This is a genomic window from Halomonas qinghailakensis (genome assembly GCF_025820815.1).
Lineage (GTDB): Bacteria > Pseudomonadota > Gammaproteobacteria > Pseudomonadales > Halomonadaceae > Vreelandella > Vreelandella qaidamensis.
In genome coordinates this window covers 3,159,748-3,178,310 of the sequence record NZ_CP096973.1, presented here as the reverse complement: position 1 = coordinate 3,178,310, position 18,563 = coordinate 3,159,748, and the positions used below count along the sequence as shown (strand labels likewise).

General features: G+C 52.4%; 14 protein-coding genes. 7 read left to right on the top strand and 7 right to left on the bottom strand.

What is annotated here, in order from left to right; genetic code table 11:
* Positions 1-3: 3 nt before the first annotated feature.
* Genes M0220_RS14425 through M0220_RS14415 form a run of 3 tightly spaced genes read right to left on the bottom strand, consistent with a single transcriptional unit; the run spans position 4 to position 3,842 of the window.
* Complete coding sequence (locus tag M0220_RS14425) at positions 4-1,167, bottom strand: hypothetical protein (RefSeq protein ID WP_264018058.1); 1,164 nt, start codon at positions 1,165-1,167, stop codon at positions 4-6.
* Between the two features lie 34 nt (positions 1,168-1,201).
* On the bottom strand, positions 1,202-2,908 hold the full coding sequence (gene leuA, locus M0220_RS14420; protein WP_030072167.1) for a 2-isopropylmalate synthase: 1,707 nt from the start codon (positions 2,906-2,908) through the stop codon (positions 1,202-1,204).
* A gap of 16 nt (positions 2,909-2,924) precedes the next feature.
* Complete coding sequence (locus M0220_RS14415) at positions 2,925-3,842, bottom strand: ion transporter (protein WP_035536528.1); 918 nt, start codon at positions 3,840-3,842, stop codon at positions 2,925-2,927.
* Between the two features lie 158 nt (positions 3,843-4,000).
* Between M0220_RS14415 and M0220_RS14410 the strand changes: the two genes are divergently transcribed.
* The 7 genes from M0220_RS14410 to M0220_RS14380 all read left to right on the top strand — a co-directional run bounded on the left by M0220_RS14410 (position 4,001) and on the right by M0220_RS14380 (position 10,821).
* Positions 4,001-6,832, top strand: coding sequence for a monovalent cation/H+ antiporter subunit A (locus tag M0220_RS14410; protein WP_030072163.1), 2,832 nt, complete (start codon positions 4,001-4,003; stop codon positions 6,830-6,832).
* Complete coding sequence (locus tag M0220_RS14405; protein ID WP_030072161.1) at positions 6,832-7,164, top strand: Na+/H+ antiporter subunit C; 333 nt, start codon at positions 6,832-6,834, stop codon at positions 7,162-7,164. The genes M0220_RS14410 and M0220_RS14405 overlap by 1 nt, the downstream gene beginning before the upstream one ends.
* On the top strand, positions 7,161-8,672 hold the full coding sequence (locus M0220_RS14400; RefSeq protein ID WP_264018057.1) for a monovalent cation/H+ antiporter subunit D: 1,512 nt from the start codon (positions 7,161-7,163) through the stop codon (positions 8,670-8,672). Before M0220_RS14405 ends, M0220_RS14400 begins: the two co-directional genes overlap by 4 nt.
* Positions 8,669-9,166: a Na+/H+ antiporter subunit E gene (locus tag M0220_RS14395; protein WP_030072156.1), complete on the top strand. Its 498-nt coding sequence runs from the start codon at positions 8,669-8,671 to the stop codon at positions 9,164-9,166. Before M0220_RS14400 ends, M0220_RS14395 begins: the two co-directional genes overlap by 4 nt.
* Complete coding sequence (locus tag M0220_RS14390) at positions 9,160-9,429, top strand: K+/H+ antiporter subunit F (protein ID WP_030072154.1); 270 nt, start codon at positions 9,160-9,162, stop codon at positions 9,427-9,429. Before M0220_RS14395 ends, M0220_RS14390 begins: the two co-directional genes overlap by 7 nt.
* Positions 9,430-9,457: 28 nt before the next feature.
* A complete protein-coding gene (locus M0220_RS14385) occupies positions 9,458-9,844 on the top strand; it encodes a Na+/H+ antiporter subunit G (protein WP_030072152.1) in 387 nt (128 codons plus the stop codon).
* Between the two features lie 143 nt (positions 9,845-9,987).
* The gene (locus M0220_RS14380) at positions 9,988-10,821 is read left to right on the top strand and encodes a DUF6694 family lipoprotein (RefSeq protein WP_030072150.1); all 834 of its coding nucleotides are present in this window, start codon (positions 9,988-9,990) and stop codon (positions 10,819-10,821) included.
* Positions 10,822-10,865: 44 nt separating this feature from the next.
* Here the strand turns inward: M0220_RS14380 and serB are convergent, their stop codons facing one another.
* The 4 genes from serB to parE all read right to left on the bottom strand — a co-directional run bounded on the left by serB (position 10,866) and on the right by parE (position 18,443).
* On the bottom strand, positions 10,866-12,071 hold the full coding sequence (gene serB, locus M0220_RS14375; protein WP_264018056.1) for a phosphoserine phosphatase SerB: 1,206 nt from the start codon (positions 12,069-12,071) through the stop codon (positions 10,866-10,868).
* A 3-nt stretch (positions 12,072-12,074) separates the two neighbouring features.
* The gene (parC, locus tag M0220_RS14370) at positions 12,075-14,330 is read right to left on the bottom strand and encodes a DNA topoisomerase IV subunit A (RefSeq protein ID WP_264018055.1); all 2,256 of its coding nucleotides are present in this window, start codon (positions 14,328-14,330) and stop codon (positions 12,075-12,077) included.
* A 74-nt stretch (positions 14,331-14,404) separates the two neighbouring features.
* Complete coding sequence (locus M0220_RS14365; protein WP_264018054.1) at positions 14,405-16,372, bottom strand: methyl-accepting chemotaxis protein; 1,968 nt, start codon at positions 16,370-16,372, stop codon at positions 14,405-14,407.
* A gap of 175 nt (positions 16,373-16,547) precedes the next feature.
* Positions 16,548-18,443 (bottom strand): DNA topoisomerase IV subunit B, encoded by a 1,896-nt coding sequence (parE, locus tag M0220_RS14360; RefSeq protein WP_030072143.1) that lies wholly within the window; start codon positions 18,441-18,443, stop codon positions 16,548-16,550.
* Between the last annotated feature and the right edge of the window lie 120 nt (positions 18,444-18,563).

Sequence of the window (18,563 nt, the reverse complement as noted above, 5' to 3'; positions counted from 1 at the left end):
TGCTTAACCCCGAGCCTTCGTATGCCCCTTGCGCTTGGCAAGTGAACGGTTAGCCGCCTTAATACACAGCCGCGCCAGTGGTACCACTAGCCATAGCAGCGGTGTAAGTAACCAGCGGTAACAAAAGCGCGCGATGATCAACACCGGCAATAGCACGATCAACCAAATCACAAACTGGCCAAGCCATACCGGCCAGCCTAGCCATGTCGCTAGGTTGGCACCTAGCGCACTGACCAAACTTGGGTGGCGAACGACCACATAGGCAGTCGTAGCCACCGCCGCCACTTTCGCCATTCGCGGCAGCGTAGCGAAGCGTCCGCCCGCAGCCACCATTCCGTGACGCACACCAGTGCGAGCACCCTGTGCATCAAGGCTACCCAACCGAGCACTACGAGCCGCTTTGCCCGCACGTAGCACCTTCACTGTGCTAGCCATCACCAAGAGATCAACTCCGGCCCAAGCAACAGCGCTTGCGCCAATGTCGTCACCGCGCCGCCATTGGCTTTCAAGGTCACGTAGGCCACCGGTGAAAAAATCCCCAACCCCTGCGATTAGGCGTTCGCCCTGTAACCACTCAACATCGCCTTGCTCACTGACCACAAACTGGTTCAGCAGTGCATGGCCGTTAGACGCTAATAGCGCAACTCCCATCTGACCTCGTCGATAGGGTGTCAATTGTGCTATCGCTTTCTCTATGTCCGTTTCATTGGCCTGGCCTTCGTTCACACTCGCTGATCCTGAATCGTCATCGTCCCACCAACGACTGACCTGCTGATAACGCTCACCTAGCCAATGCTGAGCGCGAAGCGTAGCAATATCGTGATCACGGAAGTAAACCACAGGCAAGATTGCATCCGCGCCAAAGCGTACTAGCACCTCCTGAAACTGAGGAGAGTCTCCGTAGTCGACTAAGGCGCTGCGCGCACTATCGCCGTATCGTAAAATTGCCAGCGAGGCACTCATCCAAAGCGCTTGGTCAGCAGCGTAGCTGAGAAAAAGCGCATTGATGTCAGGCGACTCCTGCTCCAGCGTAGACGCAAGTGCTGGCAGCGCCTGCTGTGCTTCCAGACGCACCAGTCGGGAATCAAACGGTTCATGAGAAGCCGCAGCCGACAGCAGCCCTGCGATGACTATTGCGGTAAACGCTATGAGCTGCCAAGGCCGCATTTTCAGCTACTCCAGCGAGCTGGTTATTGTTGGATTAACCCAACGTATCCGCTGTTACGTTCGCCGCTACAGGCTGAGTAGAGTAGTGGCGATTAATTGCACTAAGCACCCCTTTCATCGACGCACTGGTGATGCTCTCGTCGGTACCCACGCCAAACACCGCTTTGCCATCAATGCGCACTTCGACATAGGCAATTGCTTCAGCATCCGCGCCTTGGCCACGGGAATGCTCGTGGTAGTCAATAATTTCCACATCATGGCCGCTGACGACCAACGCTTTCACGAAGGCAGCTAGGGGGCCGTTGCCTTCACCGGACACCGTTTCTCGATTACCACTGTTTTCTAACACGGCTTCTAGCGCTACTTTAGGGCTATCCGGCTCAGAAGAGAGGCGATGACTAATCAGCGCCAGCGGAGAATGCTGTTCAAGATACTCATCGGCAAACGCTTGATAGATCATTTGCGAGGTAATTTCACGCCCAGTGCGGTCGGCCACTTCCTGTACCACTTGGCTAAACTCGATAGAGAGCCTGCGCGGTAGCTCAATGCCGTGCTCTTGTTCCAGCAGATAGGAAATACCGCCTTTGCCTGACTGGCTGTTAACGCGAATCACCGCTTCATAACTGCGCCCCACATCCAGCGGGTCGATCGGCAGATATGGCACATCCCAAAGCGCTTCAGGATGGGCGCGACGGTCTGCCATACCTTTTTTGATGGCATCCTGGTGCGAGCCAGAGAACGCGGTAAATACTAGATCGCCCACGTAAGGGTGGCGTGGATGAACGGGTAGCTGGTTACAGTACTCCACCTCGCGCATGACCGGCGTGATGTTAGAAAAGTCGAGGTTCGGGTGAACACCTTGGGTGTACATGTTCATGGCCAGCGTGACGATATCCACGTTGCCAGTGCGCTCGCCGTTACCAAACAGCGTGCCTTCGACCCGATCAGCCCCGGCCATCAACGTTAGCTCTGCTGCCGCAACGCCTGTTCCCCTATCATTATGGGGATGAACACTGACAATTAACGTGTCGCGTTTTTTAACATGGCGGCAGAACCACTCAATTTGGTCGGCGTAGTTATTCGGTGTGGCGACTTCGACGGTGGCCGGTAAATTAACGATCATCCGGTTATCAACGCTAGGCCCAAACGTGTCCATCACCGCTTCGACAATCTCTACCGCAAAGTCCATTTCGGTAGTGGTAAACAGCTCCGGCGAGTACTGGAAGGTCCAATTAGTGTTTGGGTTGGCGGCCATCAAATCGCGGATTTGTGCTGTGGCATCCACCGCGATCTGAACACACTCCGTTTTATCCACATTAAACACGACGCGACGAAACATCGGATCGGTGGCGTTATAGACGTGGACAATAGCGTTTTTAGCGCCTTCAAGCGCTTCAAAAGTGCGCTCAATCAAGTGTGGGCGCGCCTGAGTCAGCACCTGAATGGTCACATCGTCAGGGATTTTATCCTGCTCTATTAACGCACGGACAAAGTCAAAGTCGGTTTGCGACGCTGATGGAAAACCAACCTCAATCTCTTTAAACCCCGTCTTCAGCAACAGATCAAACAAGCGCTGTTTACGCTCTTGATCCATCGGGTCAATTAACGACTGGTTGCCATCACGCAGGTCAACGCTGCACCAAATGGGTGGCGTTTCAATACGCTGGCTTGGCCACTGGCGATCGGGCAGGTCAACGGCCACAAAAGGACGGTATTTTTTAGAGGGGTCAGATAGCATCATGGCAGCGCTCCTTTCGTTACTCTGTTCTAGGTAAGCCGGTTCTAGGTAAGCCGGTTTTAGGCAACCCTGTTTCAGATAGGTCGGCTTGGTCGTTTAGCGTCGTTGGGGCGCCTTTTTGAACCATCGCAGCTTCCATACGATCAAGTTGAGCTTTTAACGTATGCACGTCGCTTCGAAGTGCTTGCAGTTGGGCAGAGTCACCTTCACCGCTATCTAAATCCAGCTGGGCACTCTCTTTTTGCATGACGTCCAACACAATACCAATCATCATATTGAGAAAAATAAATGCATTAAGAAAAATGAAGGTTAAGAAATAGATCCACGCATAGGGATAAACTTCCATGGTGGGGTAAAGCACAGCGGTGGCCCAGCTCTCAAATGTCGCTACTTGAAACAGTGTCAACATGGCGAGGGCAATATTACCCCAAAGGCTTTCATCAACATTGTGGAACAGGAAGCTACCAATAGCGCCGTAGATGTAAAAGATAATAAACATCAACAGTACAACATAGCCCATCCTGGGGATGGACTTCACCAAAGCCACCAGCAGCATTTGCAGCTCAGGAATCATCGACACCAAGCGCAAGACGCGGAAAATCCTCAGTAAACGTGCCAGCAGCACCATCTCCGAGTCGTCCATCGGTATCAGGCTAGCGGTCACGATCAGGAAATCAAACACATTCCAGCCTTTCTTAAAAAAGCTGACTAAGTTGCGCTCGGCTGCCATTCTGATCAAAATCTCAATCAGAAAGAACACCGTAACGGCAATATCTAGATAAAGCAGCCACTGCTCTATTCGAGAGGTTTCCTCATAGGTTTTCGCACCGATCACTAGTGCAGAAACCACAATGATTGATATTACTACCCCTTCAAAAAGCTTGTTGCTACGCAATTTTTCGAAGCGGGCTTGCCAGGTATTGAATGGTTCACTCATGGAACAAGGAGTCTCTGAACGGTTAACGGCAACACTTTATACTAAAACCACACACTTACTATACAAGTGATATCCTGTTGTTTCACTTGATGTATCTCCGTCACTCAGGTGCCTATTGCGACCTTGGTGTTTTATGATTTTTTGCGCTGGATAAGCCCATGACACTGCTGTGGATAGCTTTACTGCCTTTGCTAGGCGTAGTGGTACCGGCATTAAGTGCCAAACGCGGCCGCACTTTGTGCTCGCTAGCGACAAGCATACTGCCTGCGGTTGCCCTACTGCTTACATTGCTGCAAATCCCCACCCTGTTAGAAGGTGAAATGCTGCGTTTTAACGCGGCATGGATGCCCGAATTAGGCCTAGAGCTGGCATTTCGTTTAGATGGCCTGTCGCTGCTCTTTAACCTGCTGATTCTTGGCATTGGCCTTCTAATTCTATTGTATGCACATTTTTACCTAGCCAAAGATGAACCGTTTGGACGCTTTTATGCGTTTCTCATGCTGTTTATGGCATCGATGGTCGGTATTTCGATGTCAGACAACCTTATTTTACTCTGGTTGTTCTGGGAACTAACCAGTCTTTCCTCTTTTTTATTGATTGGCTTTTGGTCTTACCGGAGCGATGCCCGTAAAGGTGCCCGCATGGCACTTACCGTTACCGGTGCCGGTGGTTTGGCACTGTTAGCGGGGTTATTGCTATTGGGCGATATGGCAGGCAGCTACCGGATGGATGACGTACTTAGCAGCGGTACTGCAATCGTCGCTGACCCACGCTATCCGATAATGCTTGGTCTGGTTCTACTCGGTGCATTTACCAAATCAGCCCAATTCCCCTTCCAATTTTGGCTACCTCATGCCATGGCAGCCCCAACACCCGTCTCTGCTTACCTACACTCTGCCACCATGGTAAAGGCGGGTATTTTCCTAATGGCGCGTTTGCATCCCGCCATTGCGGGCAGCGAACTTTGGAGCGTGGTAGTACCGCTAGTAGGGACTATTACACTGCTTTATGGGGCCTGGTTTGCGTTATTTAAGACCGACCTAAAAGGGATTTTAGCGTTTTCAACCGTGAGTCACTTGGGTTTAATTACCGTACTGCTCGGTATCGGCAGCCCAATGGCAGTGCTAGCAGCTCTGTTTCATATTTTGAATCATGCCACTTTCAAAGCTGCTCTGTTTATGAGTGCAGGAATTATCGATCACGAAACGGGCACTCGAGAACTCAAGCAATTAGGTGGCTTGAAAAAAGCCATGCCGGTTACCGCGCTGCTGACTACCCTGGCCGCCGCTGCCATGGCTGGCGTTCCCCTCTTTAACGGTTTTCTTTCTAAAGAGATGTTCTTTACCGAAACGCTAGCTACCCCGGTACTGGGAGGTCTTAGCTGGTTACTTCCTGCGCTAGCAGCGTTAGGTGGCATTCTTTCGGTAGCCTATTCTGTGCGTTTGGTGCATGCGGTATTTTATAAACCCGCCAAAGAATCAACGCCTAAAGCACCACACGAGCCACCACACTTAATGCGCCTACCCGTGGAAATTCTGGTGGTTCTGTGCGTTTTAGTCGGACTATTTCCCGCCTTTTTTGCTACCGGTATTTTACAGTTAGCGTCCCAGGCTGTGCTGGGAGAACCACTTGATTTCCATTTAGCTATTTGGCATGGCGTCAACCTACCTTTAATCATGAGTGGGCTGGCCTTTATTGTGGGCATTGCGCTGTATTGGCGCCACGCCGATCTACGCCGTTTCATGCAGCCATTTGCTAGTGTCGATGCCCGCCGCGTATTTGAGCGTTTTATCGTCACCCTTAGCTACCGTGCCGAGCAACTGATCACCAAGTTTGAAGGCAACTCGCTTCAGCGCTATATGGGTTGGTTACTTTTCGCGGCGTTACTGATGGGCGTAATCGGTTTGGCAAGTACTGGCAATTTAACTGGTGCTAAAGGCAATCAGCCAATTGATGGCATCGTCTTGCTGGGTGCGGGTATGCTAATTTTTGGGGGTATAGCAACCGCTGCTACGCATCGCTATCGGTTAATCTCATTACTAATGTTATCTGTTGTAGGCCTATTCGTTGCTCTCACCTTTGCACGCTTTTCGGCCCCAGACCTAGCACTGACGCAGCTATCGGTAGAAGTTGTCACCATGATTCTGCTGATGCTAGCGCTATTTTTCTTGCCCCAAAAAACACCGCGTGAGTCGAGCCCCAAGCGCAATGTACGAGATATGCTGCTGGCAGGGGCGCTGGGCTTGGTGGTGGCTAGCCTTAACTATGCGGTGATGACACGTGAAACGCTGTCGATTTCTGAGTTCTTCGTTGAAAACAGCAAACCTGGCGGCGGCGGGTACAACGTCGTCAACGTGATATTAGTCGACTTCCGTGGCTTCGATACGCTCGGTGAAATCACGGTGCTAGCCATTGCAGGCTTAGCAATCTTTAAACTGCTAAACCGGCTACGCCTATTCATCCCTCACAGCGATGGCGAAGGTCGCGTTTGGTCGCCTGATCGCTATCCGGCTATTTTAACGTCAATCTCAATGACCTTACTGCCGCTGGCGTTGCTGGTTTCTGCGTTTATCTTTTTACGCGGCCATAATCAACCTGGTGGTGGTTTTATTGCCGGTTTGATTACCGCTGTCGCGCTGATTTTGCTGTATATGGCGCGCGGTGTGGAGTGGGCGCAAGAGCGGCTTAACTTCCCCTTCCAACCGGTAGCCGTCGTGGGGGTAGCCATTGCAACGCTCACCGGGCTGGGCAGCTGGCTGTTGGGCTACCCGTTCTTAACGTCATCATTCGGTTATTTCACGCTGCCACTGATTGGCACCTTCGAGCTGGCCACCGCTTTGCTATTTGATCTTGGTGTTTATCTCGCCGTTGTAGGTGCAACACTGATGATCCTGGCCAACCTGGGTAAAGTTACTACTCCCCATCGGCCTGTCACAGACCCCAAAACAACGGACGACTCCACAACGTCCAACGATAAGGAGTCCTATTAATGGAAATGCTCTATGCCATTACAACGGGCATATTAACCGCCTGCGGACTCTATCTAACCTTGCGGGGACGTACCTTCCCCGTTGTCGTCGGTCTAACGCTGCTCTCTTATGCGGTCAATCTGTTTTTGTTTTCGATGGGAGGCTTAACCACTGATGGGGCTGCCCTGGTAAATGAAAATGCGAACGTTGCTGACCCATTACCCCAAGCACTGGTATTGACAGCGATTGTGATTGGCTTTGCGATGACCGCCTTTGTGGTCATCCTAGCCATGCGCGCACGCAGCGAAGTAGGTAATGACCATGTTGATGGCAAAAAGGAAGACCGCGAATGATTCAGCATCTAATTGTTTTGCCTGTGGTGCTACCGTTAGTTGCGGGCATCTTATTGCTTTACCAACGCCAAGGGTTAGTACGCTATAAGCGCGCCGTCAGCGTTGTTGCCTCGGTACTCTTATTATTTGTCTCAATTGCCTTAGTCAATCAAGCGGCGAGTGGTGAGATCACTTACTACGCGCTGGGTGATTGGCAGCCACCGTTTGGAGTGGTGCTGGTGCTTGATCGCTTGTCAGCATTGATGGTGCTAGTAACCGCTATTCTAGCGGTCGGTGCGGTCATTTTTGCCTGCGGCGGTGATGATGAAAAAGGCAGTAACTTTCATGGCCTATTTCAATGGCAACTGCTCGGTATTAACGGCGCCTTTCTAACTGGCGACTTGTTTAACCTCTTCGTCTTTTTCGAAGTATTGCTTCTTGCCTCTTATGCATTACTGCTGCATGGCGGAGGTAAAGCACGTATACAAGCTAGCGTGCACTATGTCGTGCTTAATTTAGCGGGATCGTCCCTATTTCTAATTGCGGTGGGTGTTCTTTACGGTGCAACAGGCACGCTAAATATGGCCGACATGGCGCATAAGCTGACCAGCCTGCCCGCTGAGCGCGAAGGTTTAGTCACCGCTGGGGCGTTAATGCTGTTAGTGGTTTTTGGTTTAAAAGCCGCTATTTTACCTCTCTATTTCTGGCTGCCCCGCGCTTATGCCGCCGCGCCAGCCCCTGTGGCTGCGCTATTTGCTATCATGACGAAAGTGGGCATCTACGCTATTTTACGTGTCTATTCACTGATATTTAGCGATCAAGCGGGAAGTTTAGTCGCATTAGAGCAGCCCTGGATATGGTGGTTAGCCTTAGCAACCTTAGCGGCAGCTGGCGTTGGCGTTATGGCCGCCCGTGATCTTCGTCTGCTAATAGCGTACTTGGTGCTTATTTCAGTAGGCACGTTACTGGCCGGAATTGGCATGCGCACTCCAGCGGCGACATCTGCACTGCTTTATTATCTTATTCATACGACGTTAATTACTGGCGGGCTCTTTTTGCTGGCAGACATGATTGGCCTGCAGCGAGGCAAACCCGGCACACGTATCGTGAAAGGCCGCCCGTTAGTACAAGGAAATGCACTTGCGATTACCTTTTTTATCGGTGCCATTGCGGTGGCAGGCTTACCGCCATTATCTGGTGCCTTAGGAAAAGCATTGATGCTTAACGCCGCAGAAGGCGGAGAACGTTTGTGGCTTTGGCCACTGCTACTATTGACCAGTCTTGCCTCGCTGATTGCGCTTTCTCGTGCGGGTTCTACGCTATTTTGGCGCAGCCATCGAGGTAGCCCAAGCGGCAGCACCCTCTCCCGCTATCAGTGGGTTGGCATGCTGTGGTTACTCAGTGCGGCACCGCTAATGGTTGTCTTTGCAGGTCCAGTGAGTAGCTACACTCAAGCCACAGGAGAGCAGCTAGCCAACCCACAGCTATTAATTAATACGCTTCTGCCTGATGCTGGAGACGCCCAATGATTGCCCCTCGCACTTGGCTTCCTACGCCAGTATTGTCACTGCTGCTGCTATTGGTATGGCTATTACTCGTGCGTAGCTTTGCGTTTGGCCAGATTGTGTTAGGCGGCGCGCTGGCCATCCTTATTCCGTTGTTAACCCATCGTTTTTGGGATGCACGCCCGCGTATTGGCAAGCCTCTTAAACTACTGCGTTTTGCGCTTCGCGTACTGGGCGATATCGTTATTGCCAACTTTGAAGTTGCGTATTTGATCGCTAATCCGTGGCGTAAACTTAAGCCTCACTTTATTGAATACCCACTGATGCTTGAAGAGCGCTTCACAATTACGCTGCTCGCCAGCACCATTAGCCTGACGCCGGGCACTGTATCAGCCAATTTGCGCATGGACGGAAAGTCACTGCTTATTCATGCGCTAAATGTGGACGATGAGGACGCGCTAATCGAACAAATACGCGCGCGTTATGAGCGTCCGCTGAAGGAGATATACGAATGCTGAGCATTGCACTCGCGATTACCTTGACGCTGGTAGTGATGGCATTATTGATGAATCTTTATCGCTTAACTATTGGCCCAGACCTACCAGACCGTGTGCTGGCGCTTGACACGATGTATGTCAATTCGATTGCGCTCATTGTGCTACTAGGACTGTGGCTCAACAGCAAGACGTACTTTGAATCTGCGCTGTTAATTGCCATGCTCGGTTTCATCAGCACAGTGGCCGTATGCAAATACATTTTGCGCGGAGATATTATCGAATGAGCCGTGTAATCGTTAAGGAGATGCGCCAATGTCATTCTTAGTTGAAGCGCTAATTTCACTGCTGCTAGTGGCAGGCGGCATTTTCGTCTTTATTGGCTCACTGGGCCTTGCCCACCTAAGAGATTTTTACATGCGCTTGCATGGCCCTACCAAGGCCACCACGCTGGGCATAGGCTGCATGCTTGTTGCTTCAATGGGCTACTTTTGGAGCGTCGATGGCAAACCGGATGTTCAAGAACTACTGATTACGCTGTTTTTATTCATCACTGCGCCAGTTAGTGCCCACTTGCTTGCCAAAACGGGCCTACATATGCAGCTCAAGCACGCTGATAAAACCCAAGGAAAACCAGTAGAACTGCGTTCAGAAGAAGTCGGTGAAAAGCCGGTACCCCACCCTGATAAAGGGCATGGCTGAAAGAGTGAAGCAACATCGTTTAATCGTTAAGCGCTGGCCAAAACGCCAGCGCTTTTTATATGTCACAGGCGCGAGACAGTAGTGAGGAGCGCCACTTTCCGGTAAGCTCCTTGCGTTTTGTTAGCCTGTTTTGAGGTAATTCTATGTGGAGCCTGCTTAGATTGTCGGCACTGTCATTAACCACGTTGATGATAGCGGGTTGCTCAGACCCCAAAATAGACACCAGCTCAATGCCAGCCGCCGTTGTTTCCGTTGAGAAAGTGCGTGATTCTCTCCCTACCTACAAGCGCGATGAGTTTGATCAAGCCTTGACGATCATAGCCATGTCATCGTTCAGCGGCATCGATTTACTCAATGCACGTCGTATGAATGCCGCAGAAGTGGCCGAATCAGCAAATGCCTATATGCACGGCCTGACAGGGGATGAGATTATTGAGCGCGCCGACAGAATGCTGCGCGAACGTCGCGCCCGCGAACGAGAGCAGGCACTGCAAACGCTTGATCGTCTAGAAAATAAGCAGGCGAATGCAACATATGACCAGCAACAACGCGCACAGGTACGTCTTGAAAATGCTGATTACTACATTAGTACTAGCCCCTACGGTGCCTTTGAACCTGTCATTGACCTTCAGGTAACCAATAATTCTGATCAGGTGATTTCAGAACTATTGTTACATGGTGTCCTAACCAGTCCGGACCGCGAAACACCCTGGGTCGATGAAACGTTTTATTATGTGATTGCTGATGGTTTAGCGCCCGGCGAGACTGACCAATGGAGCCTTGCTCCCAACCGTTTCGGTCCCTGGGGAAATAACCAGATTCCTCGCGACACAAAACTTACCTTAACACTACAAGGGGTAAATGACGTGCAAGGTAATCCGCTGTGGAATTCACCACCGCTCAGCGAAAACGAAACTGCTAAGCTAGAAGCGCTACGCGCTGAATATGGTGGTGTGAACACGCATACAGACAACTAGCCAAAGGCGGTGCTAATGACCGCCTGTTCGCTCGACAGCGCGCGTCAGTCGATTAGATCTGCTTCGCGATAGCCAATTAAATACAGCACCGCATCAATCCCCAACGTTGAAATTGCTTGGCGGGCCTGGGCACGAACCACCGGCTTAGCACGAAACGCGATACCTAGCCCTGCTTTCGCCAGCATCTTCAGATCGTTAGCGCCATCGCCGACGGCAATGGTCTGCTCTAAAGTAAAACCTTCCCGTAGCGCAATTTGCTCCAAAAGATCGGCTTTACGCTGGGCATCAACAATCGGCTCTTTGACTTCGCCAGTCACCTTGCCATTTTCGATCACCAGCTCATTGGCATGGATTTCATCAAAGCCAAGCTTATCCTGAAGATGACGGGCGAAGTAGGTAAACCCTCCTGAGAGGATCACGGTGCGGTAACCAAACCGCTTTAAGTTCGCCATTAGCCGTTCAACGCCATCCATTAGCGGCAGCTCAGCGGCGATCTCCTTCAAGACGGCTTCGTCTAAACCGGCTAACTTACTCATACGCTCGCGGAAGCTCTCTTGAAAATCCAGCTCGCCACGCATTGCTCGTTCGGTTACGTCGGCGACTTCATCGCCTACGCCATGACGACGTGCCAGCTCGTCAATTACCTCGGTTTTAATCAAGGTCGAGTCCATATCAAAACACACTAAGCGACGATGCCGACGCCAGATGGTGTCTTCTTGAATAGCAATATCGACTCCATGCTGAGCGCCCAGTGCTAGGGCCTTTTCGCGCAAGGCCTCTAGCTCCGCATCGCTACCCCTAAGCCAACACTCAACACAAGCACCATTAGCTGGCGCATCTCCTTCAAGCGCTTCACGGCCTGAAAGGCGATGGATCAGCTCAACGGTTAGACCAAACTCAGCCGTTAGCGCGCCTACTTCAGCTAATATACCAGCAGGCAATTTAGGAGCTAGTAGGCTTAAAATCAGCCTTGGTTGGCTGGCTTGTTCGCTCCAGCGCTGGTAATCCTCACCACTCACCGCAATTGCCTGTACGTCTAACCCTAATGTATCCCCCGCTTCGCTTAGAGCGGCTTCCAAAGCACTGTCGTGATTAAGCCCCACCAACATTTCCAACGAGAGCATGCCAAACGTCACGCTTTGATTTATATCCAACAGACGAGCGCCCCCTGCCGCCAGTGCCTTACCCAGGCCAGCCAGCTGTCCTGGGCGCGCAACACCGGTCGCACGAATCAGATAACGCGTTGCCATGACTTACTCCCCTGCTTCTAAACGGTCGACTTTTTGGAAACCACGCGGCAATTTGCTGCCTCGTCTACCGCGCTCACCACGATAATACGCGAGATCGTCGGCTTTCAGGGTTAGCTTACGCTTACCAGCATGAATAATAAGCTCACTCTTATCTGCCACAATGGCAATATCGCGCACAAACTCTTCCCGTCGGGCCGCGCGCGGGCCGGGGATATCGAGCATTTTGTTGCCTTTACCTTTAGCCATTTCAGGCAGCTGGTCTAGCGGGAACAGCAGCAACCTACCTTCGTTGGACACCGATGCTACCCACAGGGCTTCGCCTTCCGGCACCTCAATAGGGGTCATCACGCTGCAGCCTTTCGGTACGCTGAGTACCGCTTTACCGGCTTTGTTTTTACCAGTCAGAGCGCCAAGCTGGGCTACAAACCCATAGCCACCGTCGCTGGCCAGTACAAACCGTTTGGTGGGCGGTGCCAGCATTAACCCCGCCATTCGTGCACCTGCCGCCACATTGACCCGCCCAGTGACGGGCTCACCTTGGCCTCGGGCGCTGGGCAAATTATGCGCCGCTAAGGTGTAGGCGCGGCCGGTGTCATCCAATAGCACTAAGGGTTGATTGGTTTTACCGCGCGCCGCTAGCTGGAAGCTATCGCCTGCTTTATAAGAAAGCCCTTCAGGGTCAATATCGTGGCCTTTTGCTGCACGAATCCAGCCTTTGTCAGAGAGCACCACGGTAATCGGATCGGCGCCTAGCAGCTCAACTTCAGAGAGGGCCTTGGATTCTTCACGCTCGACCAGCGGCGAACGACGCGCATCACCATGCTCTTTACCCGCCGCGCGGATCTCTTTTTCAATCAGTGTGGTCAGCTTGGCTTCACTGCCTAGCAACCCTTGTAGCGACTTACGCTCTTTCTCAAGCTCATCCTGCTCACCACGGATTTTCATCTCTTCCAGCTTGGCAAGATGACGCAGCCGCAGCTCTAGAATTGCTTCAGCTTGTCGTTCAGAAAGACCAAAAGCAGCAATCAGCGCCGACTTTGGCTCATCCTCTTCACGAATAATACGGATCACTTCGTCGAGGTTGAGATAAGCCGTTAGCAGCCCTTCTAAAATGTGCAGTCGGTCTTCGACCTTGCCTAAGCGGTGCTCTAAACGACGACGTACCGTGGCACGTCGAAAACGCAGCCATTCACTCAGCATATCGGCTAGTGGCATCACACGGGGGCGGCCATCTAGGCCGATCACGTTCATGTTTACCCGCACGTTCTTTTCCAGATCCGTGGTAGCAAACAGGTGCGCCATTAGCGATTCAACATCCACGCGATTTGAACGCGGCTCAATCACTAAGCGAGTCGGCTCTTCGTGGGTGGACTCATCGCGCAAGTCAGCAACCATCGGCAGCTTTTTGGCCTGCATTTGCGCGGCGATTTGCTCTAACACTTTGGCACCGCTGACCTGATAAGGCACGGCGGTAATCACGATATTGGCGTCTTCACGTACATAGCGGGCGCGTAGTTTGACCGAGCCACGTCCAGACTCATAAAGCTTACGCAGGTCTGCTTTGGGCGTGATGATTTCCGCATCGGTGGGGAAGTCTGGCGCGGGTACGAACTCCATCAGGTCGACGGTAGTCGCTTCGGGGTTGCGCAGCAGATGGCAGGTGGCTTCGACCACCTCCGTCACGTTGTGCGGCGGAATATCGGTTGCCATGCCGACCGCAATGCCAGTGCCGCCGTTGAGCAGCACGTGAGGCAGACGCGCAGGCAGCACCACTGGCTCTTGCATTGTGCCGTCGAAGTTCGGCGTCCAATCCACGTTGCCCTGGCCCAGCTCGCTAAGCAGCACTTCCGCAAACTTAGAAAGCTTGGCCTCGGTGTAGCGCATGGCAGCAAAGGATTTGGGGTCATCAGGGCTACCCCAGTTACCTTGCCCGTCTACTAGTGGATAGCGATAGCTAAACGACTGGGCCATGAGCACCATCGCTTCATAGCAAGCACCATCGCCATGGGGGTGAAACTTACCCAGCACATCACCCACGGTACGCGCTGATTTTTTATACTTAGCATTGGCGTGCAGCGCCAATTCACGCATAGCATAAATAATCCGCCGCTGCACAGGTTTCATGCCATCGCCAATATTGGGCAAAGCGCGGTCTAAAATGACGTACATCGAGTAGTCGAGGTACGCTTTTTCGGTGTAATCGCGCAGGGACAGCCGTTCGACGTCACCCTCTGCTACCTGAATATCCATGTCGATCATATCCTACCTTAACAACAAAACCGCCCCAGTCGGGGCGGCTGATAAGCGGACACACGGCCACTTAGCATGGCACGCTATGTTAATTGATACCTTTCATGCGACGCATCCGACAGTGCAGGAGCCTGCGATACCGCCTGCGCACCGCCGTGAAACTCATCTAGCAAGCCTTTTAAACGCTGGGCCTGTAACGACAGTTCATTAGCAGCCCCTGCGGCCTGGCTGACTAAGCCTGCATTCTGCTGGGTCACCGTATCCATCTGCGTTACCGCTCGGTTAATCTCGTCAATGCCGTTGGTTTGTTCGCTGGAAGCTTGGCTGATCTCGCTAATGCGTGCTGTTACTTCCTCAATGGCGACGACAATCTCTTTCATAGCGGATTCAGCCTCTTGAGCATAACCGCTGCCCGTCGCGATCTGCTCAGACGTGGTTTTGATCAGCCCATTAATATTCCTGGCCGATGCAGCACTGCGCGAGGCAAGCTCACGTACTTCACTGGCAACAACCGCAAAGCCTCTCCCGTGCTCACCCGCACGCGCTGCTTCTACCGAGGCATTCAGCGCTAATATGTTGGTTTGAAAAGCAATATTTTCGATTACTTGAACAATTGAAGCGACTTCAACCGAGCTTTCGTTGATTGCTTCCATAGATTGCGCCAGCCTCGATACCTGCTGGCCGCCGCGTTTTACTTTATCCGCTGATTCTTTTGCCCGCAGGTCGGCCTCTTGAGCATTGTCAGCGTTACGCTTCACCGTAGCCGCCATCTCTTCCATCGTTGATGACGTTTCCTGAAGAGAAGCCGCCTGTTGTTCTGTTCGGCTAGAAAGCTCCGTATTGCCTGCCGCTATTTCAGTGGATTCGCTGGCAATGGCATCGGCCACACTCCGCACGTCACCAAATAGCCGCTGTAGCTTCTCCGAGTATCGATTAACAGCACGGCGCAGTTCACCAATCTCATCCTCACGATAGATCGTTAGCTCTCGACTCGAGTTATCCTGACCCAGCTGATCGATTTGACGCGTGGTACTGCGTATTTGCGCTAGCAAAATACGACCACCCCACCAGCCAAGCCCCAGCAACAGAGCCAGCAAAGGGACGATAAATAGCAGCAGGTCACGTGTTAACGTGCGCGCCAAAGCCGTGACTTGCTCGCTAGGCGTTACTAACCCAAGCGTCCACCCTGTACGTGGCATGTCAAACAAGCGCACTTCAGCAGGCTCTGCTAACACGCCTGCGCTTTCGATACTTGCTTGTTCCCGGCCAGCAGTTATCGCCGTAACAACAGGCTGAAGCCAGGGCATATCACGGACAACGTCAGCTAAACCTTTCATTTCATCAGAGGCTTGCTCTACTCCAGGTAGGTCAATGACATTGCGCTCATTATCCAACACAAAGGCGTAACCGCCTGTACCACCACCATTTTCCGCAAGAAACTCGGCCACGCCGCCTAGCTGCATATCAATGGTGGCTACACCTGAAAAAGCGCCATCGATATAATACGGAACACTACAGGTCACCATGGCGACCCCTGTCGCTGGGTCGCGGTACGCGGCAGACCAAACGCACTGTCCTGGCGTCGCATCGCGAGCACTGCTATACCATGCTTCGTCGTGGTATGGAGCAATAGTGCTTGCGTTGTAATCATCCAGAAACTCCAACGCTCCCTGAGCATTACGTGCCCAGAAAAAGCTGAAGCGCTCGACACCCGGCGAAAATGCGCCTGGCTCAGGCCAAATACCGCCTCCGGCAATTGTCATATTGCCATTATCATCAACCACATTGGGCAGTGCTTGCTGGTAAATCGCTTCATCTTGAGGAAGCGACTCGGCCAACGCCGCTAAGCTCGAGGTATTCCCCTCGACACGAGCCAACTGGCCATTCAGCGCATTCACGATAGAGCCGCCCGTACGCTCAATCAGTGACTGACTTGCATCGATCACTAACGGCTGGCCACGCCATGCCATCACGCCGTAAATACTGACAGCCATTAGTAGTGTTAACACCACTGCAGACAACGTTAACTGCCGAGAGATTGTGTTGAACAAAGCTATTCCCCTGTCTATGAGCGTTTTTTACGCGTCTTAGTATGTAATAAGCTATCTAATTCAACTATCGGCCAAATAGCATGGCACTGTAATAATGCCTGTTAACGTCTGCCTGACAAGTTGGCTTCACGCCTCTGGTCGTTACAATGAGGCTGATGACCTCTCTATGGGGTAACTACACGTCTACATCAGCAAGATTGCCGTAATCTTCCAGCCACTTTTTGCGGTCACCGGCGCGTTTTTTGGCTAGCAGCATATCCATCATTTCCATGGTGCCGTCGCCCTCTTCCAGGGTTAGCTGAACCAAGCGGCGGGTTTCCACAGCCATGGTAGTTTCACGCAGCTGTAGCGGGCTCATTTCGCCCAGACCCTTAAAGCGCTGAACGTTAGGTGTGCCGCGCTTTTTCGCCAGCTGTTTGAGAATCGCAGCTTTTTCGCTCTCATCCAGGGCGTAGTGCACTTCTTTACCTAAATCGATTCGGTAAAGCGGCGGCATGGCTACGAACACGTGCCCAGCATCCACCAAGCTGGGGAAATGCCTGACAAACAAGGCACACAGCAGCGTCGCAATATGCAAACCGTCAGAGTCTGCATCCGCTAGAATGCAGACTTTGTGGTAACGCAGCTTTTCAAGGTCTGCACTGCCAGGGTCCGCGCCAATCGCCACGGCGATATCATGCACTTCCTGAGAGCCGTAAATATCGTGGGTCTCGACTTCCCAAGTGTTGAGGATCTTTCCACGCAGCGGAAGAATGGCCTGGGTTTCACGATTACGCGCCTGCTTAGCACTGCCGCCTGCCGAATCGCCTTCCACTAAAAACAGCTCGCTTAGCGCAGGGTCTTGGCCGGAGCAATCCGCTAATTTACCAGGCAGCGCGGGGCCGGAAGTGACCTTTTTACGGGCAACTTTTTTAGACTTTTTTTGACGCTGCTGGGCAGCGCTGATCACCAGTTCCGCCAGCCGTTCAGCCTGTTCGATGTGATGGTTCAGCCACAGCGAAAAGGCGTCTTTCAACACGCCTGAGACAAAGCCCGCAATGGTGCGCGACGACAAACGCTCTTTGGTCTGCCCGGCAAACTGGGGGTCAAGCATCTTAACCGAGAGCACAAAAGAGGCTCGCTCCCATAAATCATCGGCAGTTAATTTAACGCCACGGGGCAGCAAACTGCGGTATTCACAGAACTCCCGCAATGCGTCTAACAGCCCTGAACGAAAGCCGTTTACATGGGTGCCACCCTGGGGCGTGGGAATCAGGTTTACGTAGCTTTCCAACAGCGTTTCGCCACCTTCAGGTAACCACTGGATCGCCCAGTCAACGCCATGTTCGTCATCGCTAAAATGGCCCACAAAGGGCTCATTGGGTACCACCTCATAGCCATCGGTGGCTTCAGCCAGGTAGTCCCGCAGGCCGTCGGCATAGGCCCATTCGGTTTTTGTGCCGTCGGGTTCTACCAGGGTCACCTTTAACCCAGGGCACAGTACCGCTTTGGCGCGTAGCAAATGTTTTAACTTAGAGAGCGCCAGCTTCGGGCTGTCGAAATAGCTTTCATCTGGCCAGAAGCGCACCAACGTGCCGGTTGCTTTCTTGGCCGCTTTGCCAATTTCATGCAGCTCTTCAACTTTTTCACCAAACTCGAACGCCATCGCGTGGCGCGCACCATTGCGGGTAACTTCAACGTCTAGGCGACGTGATAAAGCGTTCACCACCGACACGCCAACCCCGTGCAGACCGCCTGAGAAACGGTAACTAGAGGAAGAAAACTTCCCCCCTGAGTGCAGTTTGGTAAAAATCAATTCGACACCCGACACCCCGTACTCAGGGTGCAGGTCGATAGGCATGCCGCGGCCATTGTCCTGAACTTCAATGGCCCCGTCGTTGTGCAACACCACGCTAATCGCCGTGGCGTGCCCCGCAAGGGCCTCATCAACACTGTTGTCAATGACCTCTTGAGCGAGGTGATTAGGCCGCGAAGTATCGGTGTACATACCGGGACGCTTACGCACCGGCTCGAGCCCTGACAGGACTTCGATGGAACTCGCGCCGTACTGGGAGGCATCAAACTGGGTCATGTAACGTCGGTCCCTGAAAAATAGCGCTAACAGCCGCGCAGAATATTGAACCGAGCCATCGCATTGCAACGGCCCGTGGGCGGCTTACAAAAGAACACAGGATAGCGGAAAAGCAAAAAG